The sequence below is a fragment of the Arcicella gelida genome, assembly GCF_034931025.1.
GTDB classification, from domain to species: domain Bacteria; phylum Bacteroidota; class Bacteroidia; order Cytophagales; family Spirosomataceae; genus Arcicella; species Arcicella gelida.
Genome location: NZ_JAYGIL010000059.1, coordinates 1 through 9,675 on the forward strand (window position 1 = coordinate 1; position 9,675 = coordinate 9,675).

The 9,675-nt window shown below is 33.4% G+C and carries 8 protein-coding genes; 1 reads left to right on the forward strand and 7 read right to left on the reverse strand.

Going from position 1 to position 9,675, the window contains the following annotated elements:
* Positions 1 to 115: 115 nt before the first annotated feature.
* The 7 genes from VB776_RS24170 to VB776_RS24200 form a co-directional block, all read right to left on the reverse strand.
* Positions 116 to 1,093 carry an acyl-ACP desaturase gene (locus VB776_RS24170; protein WP_323699417.1) on the reverse strand — a complete coding sequence of 326 codons (978 nt, stop codon included), beginning with the start codon at positions 1,091 to 1,093 and terminating at the stop codon, positions 116 to 118.
* A gap of 163 nt (positions 1,094 to 1,256) precedes the next feature.
* Positions 1,257 to 2,141 (reverse strand): carbon-nitrogen hydrolase, encoded by an 885-nt coding sequence (locus tag VB776_RS24175; protein WP_323699418.1) that lies wholly within the window; start codon positions 2,139 to 2,141, stop codon positions 1,257 to 1,259.
* A 9-nt stretch (positions 2,142 to 2,150) separates the two neighbouring features.
* Positions 2,151 to 3,116: a glycosyltransferase family 9 protein gene (locus VB776_RS24180; RefSeq protein ID WP_323699419.1), complete on the reverse strand. Its 966-nt coding sequence runs from the start codon at positions 3,114 to 3,116 to the stop codon at positions 2,151 to 2,153.
* Positions 3,113 to 3,514, reverse strand: a complete 402-nt coding sequence (gene vapC, locus VB776_RS24185) for a type II toxin-antitoxin system VapC family toxin (RefSeq protein ID WP_323699420.1) — start codon at positions 3,512 to 3,514, stop codon at positions 3,113 to 3,115. The genes VB776_RS24180 and vapC overlap by 4 nt, the downstream gene beginning before the upstream one ends.
* A complete protein-coding gene (locus VB776_RS24190; protein ID WP_323699421.1) occupies positions 3,511 to 3,717 on the reverse strand; it encodes a type II toxin-antitoxin system VapB family antitoxin in 207 nt (68 codons plus the stop codon). The genes vapC and VB776_RS24190 overlap by 4 nt, the downstream gene beginning before the upstream one ends.
* A 142-nt stretch (positions 3,718 to 3,859) precedes the next feature.
* On the reverse strand, positions 3,860 to 5,281 hold the full coding sequence (locus VB776_RS24195) for a hypothetical protein (RefSeq protein ID WP_323699422.1): 1,422 nt from the start codon (positions 5,279 to 5,281) through the stop codon (positions 3,860 to 3,862).
* A 538-nt stretch (positions 5,282 to 5,819) separates the two neighbouring features.
* Positions 5,820 to 7,715, reverse strand: a complete 1,896-nt coding sequence (locus VB776_RS24200) for an outer membrane protein assembly factor BamB family protein (protein ID WP_323699423.1) — start codon at positions 7,713 to 7,715, stop codon at positions 5,820 to 5,822.
* Positions 7,716 to 8,017: 302 nt separating this feature from the next.
* Here VB776_RS24200 and VB776_RS24205 point away from each other — a divergent pair, with 302 nt between their 5' ends.
* Complete coding sequence (locus VB776_RS24205; RefSeq protein WP_323699424.1) at positions 8,018 to 9,514, forward strand: glycine--tRNA ligase; 1,497 nt, start codon at positions 8,018 to 8,020, stop codon at positions 9,512 to 9,514.
* The last annotated feature ends 161 nt before the right edge of the window (positions 9,515 to 9,675 follow it).

Here is a 9,675-nt window from a genome sequence, read left to right on the forward strand (position 1 = left end):
TTTAGCAGAAACAAAATACAGAAAAACCCCGAAAATTGCCAGTATTGACACTTTCCCGGGGTTATTTTATTGGTAATATATTGATTATTAAATATTTACAAGATTAAAGGGAAGCCTAATTAATCCAACTAAATTTATATTCTAATTCAGGGACTTTGATTCTGTCTGTCAAGCGAGTTAAACGCTCTGGTAAACGCATTAAATAATCTTGTGCTTTTGCTGCAGGGCCACTCAAACCAGTCATAGTTGCAATATTCCAATCTTTTAAAAGCAATTCTGTAATTTCTATATAATCTTTACCTGTGTAAACACCTAGCCTTTGTGCAGCGTCAGAAAAATGCCCATATACGCCACTTTTTTCTCCATTCATTTCACGCAAGAAATGGGCAGGCATTACAATTTTTTGTTTCATCATGTCTGCAAATGCAATCATCATTTCCGAAGGGTCAATTTCAAAAATACTCGTAATGAAACTTTTATAAGCCTTATGATGACGCATTTCATCAGCCGCAATCATGGCACACATTTTCGACAATGAATTATTGCCATGTTTTTTAGCCAATGAGGCAGTACGACGATGAGAAATATTAGTTGCTAATTCTTGAAAAGAAGTATAAACAAATGTTTTATATGGATCATCGTCTGTTTTAATATCGAAACCATCAGCAATTAAATATTGAGTTGATGTTTCAACGGCTTTCATGTTGACACGACCTGAAAGATATACATATTTATTCAATAAATCTCCATGACGATTTTCTTCTGCTGTCCAAGCACGAGTCCATCTAGCCCAACCTTCTGGCTCATGAACCATATCTACCCCTTGAACAACCATAATAGAAGATTCGTAAGTAGGTAAAGCTTCCTCAGTAATCATATCGCCAATGAGAACCGCCCAATAATCATAAGGTAGTTCACGAGCAGCTTGTTGAAGTTCTTTTACTTCATCAAAAAATGTTTCCTTACTAGCATCTGGTAAAAAATCTGAAGGCTGCCAGTTAGTATCTATCGGAATGAGGTACTTGTTCACAATGTCGTCCATATTAACGGCAAGGTGATTCATTACTTCTATTCTTTCATTTCGCTTTTCCATTTAATTGTTGTGGTTTGGGGACAAAGAGTATCGGTCAAAAGTTTATATCATCACAAAAACTATCCTATTTTCGCTACCGAACCCTACAAAGGTACTGAATAAAATTATAAATGGCAGAATGATAATTATCATTATTACACCATAGAATTAAATTTTATTCAGATTAATCAATAAATCTTTTGGTAATTGGATGGTAGCTATCTACACGGCGATCTCTAAGGTAGGGCCAAGTAGAGCGATAATACTCTGTTTTAGCTAAATCTACTTCTTGAACATGCACTTCTTCTTGTTCGTGCGAACCCAAATAAAGTAGTGTACCAAAAGGATTTGCGACGAAACTTCCACCCCAGAATTGTTGATCAGCTTCACGTCCTACTCTATTTACCGAAACCACATGAACACCATTTGCTACTGCGTGTGAACGTTGAATTGTTTGCCAAGCATTGTATTGCTCACGGTTGATGTTCGGGTCTGTTTCGTTAGTATCCCAGCCAATAGCGGTTGGATAAAACAATACTTCTGCACCCATCAAAGCTGTAATTCTTGATGCCTCTGGATACCATTGATCCCAACAAATCAATACGCCGATTTTAGCAAATTTCGTTTGAAACACTTTATAACCTGAATCTTCTGGCGAAGCATCACCAGGAGTAAAATAAAATTTCTCGTAATAACCCGGGTCGTCGGGAATGTGCATTTTTCTATACTTTCCTAAATACGAGCCGTCTGCATCCAAAACTGCCGTAGTATTGTGATATAAACCTGCGGCACGTTTTTCAAACAATGAAGCAATAATCACCACTCCTAACTCTTTAGCAACTGATGATAATATTTCTGTCGATGGGCCGGGAATGGCTTCTGCTAAATTAAAATTAGCGTGGTCTTCTACATCACAAAAGTATAATGAAGTAAATAATTCTTGCAAACAAACAATATTTGCTCCTTTTTGAGCCGCTTCACGAATTCCTTGAATCGCTTTTTGCATATTTTCTTGTACATTTTCTGTACAAGACATTTGGACAAGTCCGATGTTAATTTTTTTTGACATTTTATTCTTTTACTTCAAGCTTTCAAATTTCATCTCATTCATGCACTTAAAATGCCCCAATGGACATTTGTTGTAACCTATTTTAGAACATGGGCGACAAGCTAAGTGCTTCACTTCGAGGGATACAAAATTAGTTTGATATGGGTACATTCCAAATTCGGGTACCGTATTTCCCCAAATAGAAATTACTTTTTTCTTGAAAGCCGCCGCTACGTGCATCATCCCTGTATCATGTGTGTAAACAATCGTCGCTTCTTTGATTAACGAAGCAGACTGATTTAAGTTACATTTTCCACAAGTATTTAAAATTAGTTTGTTTCCTTCATTTCCGAAAGCCGCAATCAGTTTTTCGGCTTGTTCCGAATCCTCCTTCCCTCCTATTAAAACCAATGGTAATTGAATAGTTTTACACAATTCAATCATTTTGTTTAAGGGTAATTTCTTGGTTTCATGCTGTCCACCAATGGCATAAACCGCATAAGTATTTCTGAAATTTTCGGGCAACCAATCAGCAGGTAAAACGTCTTTTTCAGGAATGAAATAATCTAAACCTTGATTATCATTTTGTATGCCTAAATGCTCAATCGTTTTCAAATTTCTATCTACAATATGTACTTTAGGCATAATATTCTTTTTGAATTTTACCAAAAGCCATTTTTGAAAATTGATTTTATCAAAACTATACGATTTTACGCCCAATCTAAGTTTAATAATTCTTGTCCTCAGATTATTATGCAAATCTATCACATAGTCATACTGTTCCAGCTTTAGATGTTTTATCAAATCATTAAGACTATCCTCCAGCAAAAAGTACTTATCAATGTACGGATTATTTTCTACTAAAGTTTTATAAGATTTCTTCGTTACAAAATGTACTTCGGCATCAGGATATTGTTTTTTCAAACAACGCACTACTGGCGTGGTGAGGATTATATCTCCAATCGAAGAAAAACGAAGAATTAAGAATTTGGTCATGTAAATTGGGTGATTTTCAGAGAAGAATTTTCAGCGATTAAGTCGAAATCAGAATCTTGGTGACAAATTTCAACTTTAAAATGAATGGCATAAGCCGCAATCAAACAATCATTGGCTTTACGAATGGTAACGCCTTTTTGGCGTAATGAACGATATAAATTTGCTGATTCGATGGCAATTTCTACGGCATCTAACTGCAAAATTTGCTGTGCTAATAATAACCTTCGAGTAACATCAAATCTCTTTTGGTCAGAAATTCCTTGGAGAACTTCCTGAATTATCGTCGGAGTAATATAAACTCTGACTCTTATTGCAAAAAGATTCTCTAAAATTCTTACTTGAGGCGTATCTTTTTTGTTAAGATAATTTATCCAAACAGAAGTATCGAAAAGTATCATAAGTTTGAAACTTCTTGTGTTCTCATTTCATCTAAATCGCCACTCCAAGTATCTGAATGCCTTAATGCTTCCATTTCTTGAATCAAAAAGTAATAATGTAAATCGTTTAAAGCTCTTTCAATCACAGCTTTTTTGGTCTTCAAGCCTGTGGCTGACATTACTTGTGCCATTAAATCATCATTTATTTCAATATTCGTTCTCATAATCATCTGAGTTTTTATACACAAAAATAACGATTATTTAAGGTAAAGTCGTCAAAACATTCATTTCAATCAAAAAATGTACCTCCAATACTAAATTATATGAATCAAATATTGGAGGGTTAAAAGTTATCATTCCAACTTACTACTTAAATCCTCCAGAATAAACTTCTTTAACAAAAATTCTATTAGCGAAATTTGAATTAATTTCAATCTTTTCGATTTGTTCTTGGTAAAAAGTTTCTCCGTAATAATCTTCAATCTGATACAAAATACGGTGTGGAACAGCACCACTATTAAGGCTGATTAATTCTCGATAATCTTGAAATATTTTTCTTTCAAAAGACAACTTTTTACCATCTTCAAATTCTGTTTTATCTGAAGAAATCACTCTAAATGTCTCTTTATCAATATACAAATGATATTCTGCTTTAGGAATAAAACGATTTTTTGAATTGAGAGTTTTTTCAGTATATTTCAAATGATAACACAGATGTTCATCTATCGTGACATCTTCAGATAGTTCATAATTATTCCATAAGTCTAAACGAAATGAGGTCAATAAATAAAGTGGATCAAGGTTAGGAAAAGTATTCCAATAATCAATCGCATCTATTTTTTTCCATTTTTCACCTCTTATACGTTCATCATGTTGCCATGCTTCAGCTTGATTCAGAATAAGATAAAATAAATCAGGATTTTTCTTTTTTAAGAGATAATTGGTAAAAGCACTCTCCCATTTCTCTTCATAAAAAGGCACGTTACTATCTTCAAAAGATAATTTTGAAAGCGTATGTACTTTTTCAATTCCTTTTATGATTTGTCCTCCGCCAAAGCCTAGTATTACTTTTTCTAAAATTTTAGCATTATTTTGATTAGCAAGCGAATCAAGAATATTGTTTCTTTTAGTTTTTGTTTTCTCTAAAATTTCTAATCGATTATTTTTCTCTTGTTCCCAATCGGCAACATCTCTTTCTATTTTTTCAAAAAAAGCAAGTCGTGTTTCTTCTTTTTCGTTAACCTCGTCTTGTTGAATTTCAAAGCCTAACTTTTTTAATTCACTAAATCGAGGAGTATGTGTACGCTTCTTTTTATCAACAAAAAAACTATTTTTAGTTCTCTCAATCAACTCACGTCCCCATACTTTACGCATATCGTTCTTAATCAACAAGTCAGCATAGAACAAGGCTTTTTCACGATTTTCAAGTAAGATATATACCTGACTCAAATTATTAGTCACAATAAATCTTAGTTTAGTATTTTCGTTTGATGGAGGATATTTAACTAAAAGACTTTCTAAATATGTTAAATGAGGTAAAATTGCCTGCTCATTAATCCCAGATTCTAGCGTGACTTTTTGTAATTGAGAGGTAATTTCTTTTTCAAAATTTAGCATTTGTTCATACTCAGGATGATCTCCTGATGTAAGAAAAACAAAAGTTTCTTTACTTTTTTGGCTATAATAAGCTAATTTTTGATTCAACTTTAATTGAATATTTTCTAAAGCAATGTGTATTGCTTTTTCTATTTCTTCTCCATACTCGTTATTTATTTCAATTTTATTCAACCCTTTTTTAAGGTCTTCAATCGTTGCAAAGGGTTCAGACGATACTATTTCATTTGTATTGAATTCTTCTTTGTAAATAGTTTGTGCCTGACACTTCACTTCTACTTTAATGATTACCTTGAAGCTTGAATAAGGGATATAAGAAAACTTTAATGTTTTTTTATTGAATATGGTATCTACTCTATTTTTTTGATGTTCTGGAACAGGGATTGAAACAAAAATTTTAAGTTGTCCTTTATCTTCTTCCTTTATAAAACCTCTTATATTGAAAAACTCTTTCTTTAGGTTTGGCTCGGAAACAGGTAAGCGATTCCCCAATTGGAAAAAAGTAGATTGAGTAAGCAAGTTATCCAAACAACTGTATTCAGAAGGCACTATACTTGGAATAATAAAGTTTTTCTTAGTAAACTTCACTTTGTCTTGCGAATATCCGCTGATAAAGCTAAAAAAGAGAGCTGTTAGGATTATGAATCTTTTCATAAGACAAAAAAAGAGTCCATCAAAATTATCTTTGATGGACTCTTAAATTTAGTTTTAGTTATTTTTTAGCTTCAAAAATCTGTACTGTATTATTCAAAATATAGAATACATTTTGAGTAGCTGGGTCAATTTCATAAACTGGTCTATCATTTTTGAAAATCAATTTATCGACTTCTACGCCATCAATTTTCCGTACTTTTACCAATACTTTCTCGCCAGTTTCATCTTTAGCGTAAATATAAGAAAAGTCTCTATTTTGTTTCATAGCATTGAAACGAGAACCATATCTTGATGTTAACTGGTTTAAAGCTCCTAAACCTACTGCAGATGCATCAGCCATCGCCATTTTGCCTTTATCTTCCTGTCTAACAACTCCAAGATCTCTCAAAACGCCATTTTCATCACGTTGATACATCCTGATTTCAGCACCTTCGATTACATTTTTAGCATTATAGGCACCGAGTGCCACACTACCTACGATAGAGGCTCCTTTGATTAATTGTCTGTTACCTTCCCCAGGTTGTTTGTACACTTTATGATATTTCACTTTACCATCAAGACCAACACCCATTACTTCTACAGGTCCAGATAATACAACGCCCCAAGGAAACAATTCTATACTATTTAACTCTTTCTCATTTTTGATGTTTACTTCTGCAAAAGGTTCTGGTTTATCTGCGATTGATGGGTCAAACTTATAGAGTTTTTCATCATTGTACACAATGTATGAATTTGCAGATTCATCATAATATGGTAAAACTGGTCTTTTTTCATTGAATTTAATATTTCTCTTCCATAGTTTACGCCCACTTTTATAGTCAACCATATTACCATAAGTACCAGTCAAATACATTACTTTATCGCCAACTTTTCCAAGGTAATAAATAGGGTCTTCTTTTTCATCAGCAATTTCGATGAAGCTCTTCCAAAGTTTTTCTCCGTCTTTATTAATTAACATCATTTCATTTTCGGCTACATAAAGGAAATCTTTATCAATAGGGATAACACGCTTTAAACCATCACCACGAGCATCTTTTTTCCAAATTTTCTCACCTGTCTTTAAATCAAAGAAATTAAAACCACTATGATGAGCAATCAATAGTTTTGTCCCCCAATCTTCTAAATATACAATTCTCTTTGTTTTGATTGATTCCTCCCAGATACTCTTTCCCGTTTCTGTATTCAATACGTTCAAATACTCTTTTGAAGACATCAAGCCTTTGCTGTTTACTACAACAATATTTTTATCGTTTTGGGTAGGAAAAAATTTAGTGTACTCTTCCTCTCCAGCCCATTTCAATTTACCAGTTGTTTTATTAAAAGAATACAATTTACCGTAGAGTAAGTAATAAATAGTTTCTCCGTTGATTCTGGCAATGTTAGTATTAACAGATTCTTTTAAAGATATACTAAAAAAAGACTTTGCTTTACTTACCACTGAATTCCATTTCAATGTTCCTGTTTTCATATCCAATAAGGCAATCGACATATTATCTCCATTTTTTAATGTCAATAAATATTCGTCAGACTCAGGAATAAAATCAGATTGAAAAACGAAGAAAGACTCTTTAGAAGAATTGTAAACAACTTTACCCGTTTCAGTATTGATAACCATGTATTTAGAATTAATAAAAGCCTCTACATACGGACTATTAGCAACACTAGTAAGTTCTTTTTTTTCTTTGAAAAATTTACCAAATTCAGGGTCAGCCAAAATATCTTTTGCAGAAGTTGCGCCAAAATCATCTTTGGTTAAAGTCCATACTATTTTTTTACTTTCAGCATCAATTCCTTTTAAAGTGGAACCTTCTTTGATTACGATAATACCAGTAATTTCATTTTGTACTAAATCTTGGATGTTACCTTCGGTTTGAAGAATGTGATCGAATGTACGTTGGGCGAATGTGCCAAAACTAAATAAAAAGAGGAGCAAGAATAATAACTGTTTTTTCATTTTTGTAAGTTGTAGTTTAAAACGTTTTAGAATAATTGTAATAATTTGTAGTATTACCACAATCCAATCTTAATCGTTTTAAACAATAGATGATAGAAATGTATAGATACTACTTAGAAACAAATATAAAAAAAATTCTTAAAAAATATAAAGAAAACTCAAAATTTAACTTTGAGATGATTATTCTTAAACTTGGTAACAGACAATTCAAGGCAAATTTGATAACTTTGTCAATATTTTTACAAAAACAAGTAAAATACTAATTACAGTTGGCGAGCGATTGTTAACTAATTATTAAAATCATGGCTGAACAAAAACAACAAGATACTGCTTCCACGCTAAAAGAAATCATTTCGCACGCCAAAGAATATGGCTTTGTGTTTCCTTCTTCTGAAATTTATGATGGTCTTCAAGCCGTTTATGATTATGGTCAAAACGGAGTTGAGTTGAAAAACAATCTTAAAACTTTGTGGTGGAAAGCCATGACAATGTTGAACGACAACGTTGTTGGGATTGATGCAGCCATTTTTATGCACCCGCTTACTTGGAAAGCTTCTGGTCACGTTGATTCGTTCAACGACCCAATGATTGATAACAAAGATTCAAAAAAGCGTTATCGTGCCGACCAATTATTGGAAGCGAAAGCCGAACAATACGAAGCAGAAGGTAATCCTGAAAAAGGAAAAGCTTTGTTGCAAGAAATGGCAAGATTATTAGATGCTGGTGAATTGGATGGCGTTCGTCAATTGATTATTGATGAAAATATCAAATGCCCAATTTCGGGTACTGGCAACTGGACAGAAGTTCGTCAGTTCAATTTGATGTTCTCTACGCAAGTTGGTGCGGTTTCTGAAGATGCTTCTTTGATTTACTTACGTCCAGAAACAGCACAAGGTATTTTTGTCAACTTCTTGAATGTTCAGAAATCTGGTCGCATGAAAATTCCTTTCGGAATTGCTCAAATCGGTAAAGCCTTCCGTAACGAAATCGTTGCTCGTAACTTCATTTTCCGTATGCGTGAATTTGAACAAATGGAAATGCAATTTTTCTGCCGCCCTGGTACTGAAATGCAATGGTACAATGCTTGGAAAGAAACTCGTTTGAAATTCCATAAAGCTATTGGTTTACCTGCTGAAAAATTGAAATTCCACGACCACGAAAAATTGGCTCACTATGCCAACGCAGCGGTGGATATTGAATATCAATTCCCATTCGGTTTCAAAGAAATGGAAGGTATTCACTCAAGAACAGCTTTCGACTTAACGGCTCACCAAACGCTTTCAAAGAAAAAACAACAATACTTTGATGCCGACCTTGACGAAAATGGTAAACCTTATGGAAACTACATTCCTTACGTAGTAGAAACTTCAGTAGGTGCCGACCGTCTGTTCTTAGCAGTACTTTGCAACGCTTATACAGAAGAAACTGTTGGTGAAGGCGAATCTGAAAAACAACGTACTTATTTGAAATTCCATCCAGCAGTTGCTCCTATCAAAGCTGCCGTTTTACCTTTGGTGAAAAAGGATGGTTTAGCAGAAAAAGCACAAGATATTTTCCATTCATTGAAACGTTCGTTCAATACTACTTATGATGACGGCGGAGCAATCGGAAAACGTTATACTCGTCAAGATTTAATCGGTACTCCCTGTTGTATCGTTGTAGATTATCAAACAATGGAAGACGAAACTGTAACGATTCGTCACCGAGATACGATGGAACAAGAAAGAGTAAAAATCTCTGAATTGCGTGAAAAAATTGGTTACGCTATCAGCATGGAAAGAGTATTTGAACAATTATAATTTGATATAATTTATTCATAAAAGAAAAGGCTTTTGAGAAATCGAGGTCACTGAAAAAGTGATACGTTTCAATACTTGGTTAAGAAGCGATTAGATAAAATTTGATTTTATTTAATCGCTTCTTTTTTTTTTGTTTACTTTTTGTGGATTATTGTGTTCTT

Excerpts from the sequence above, each read along its gene's own strand:
- VB776_RS24170 (WP_323699417.1), bottom strand. The coding sequence starts at position 1,093 with ATGGAAAAGCGAAATGAAAGAATAGAAGTAATGAATCACCTTGCCGTT.
- VB776_RS24175 (WP_323699418.1), bottom strand. The coding sequence starts at position 2,141 with ATGTCAAAAAAAATTAACATCGGACTTGTCCAAATGTCTTGTACAGAA.
- VB776_RS24180 (WP_323699419.1), bottom strand. The coding sequence starts at position 3,116 with ATGACCAAATTCTTAATTCTTCGTTTTTCTTCGATTGGAGATATAATC.
- vapC (WP_323699420.1), bottom strand. The coding sequence starts at position 3,514 with ATGATACTTTTCGATACTTCTGTTTGGATAAATTATCTTAACAAAAAA.
- VB776_RS24190 (WP_323699421.1), bottom strand. The coding sequence starts at position 3,717 with ATGAGAACGAATATTGAAATAAATGATGATTTAATGGCACAAGTAATG.
- VB776_RS24200 (WP_323699423.1), bottom strand. The coding sequence starts at position 7,715 with ATGAAAAAACAGTTATTATTCTTGCTCCTCTTTTTATTTAGTTTTGGC.
- VB776_RS24205 (WP_323699424.1), top strand. The coding sequence starts at position 8,018 with ATGGCTGAACAAAAACAACAAGATACTGCTTCCACGCTAAAAGAAATC.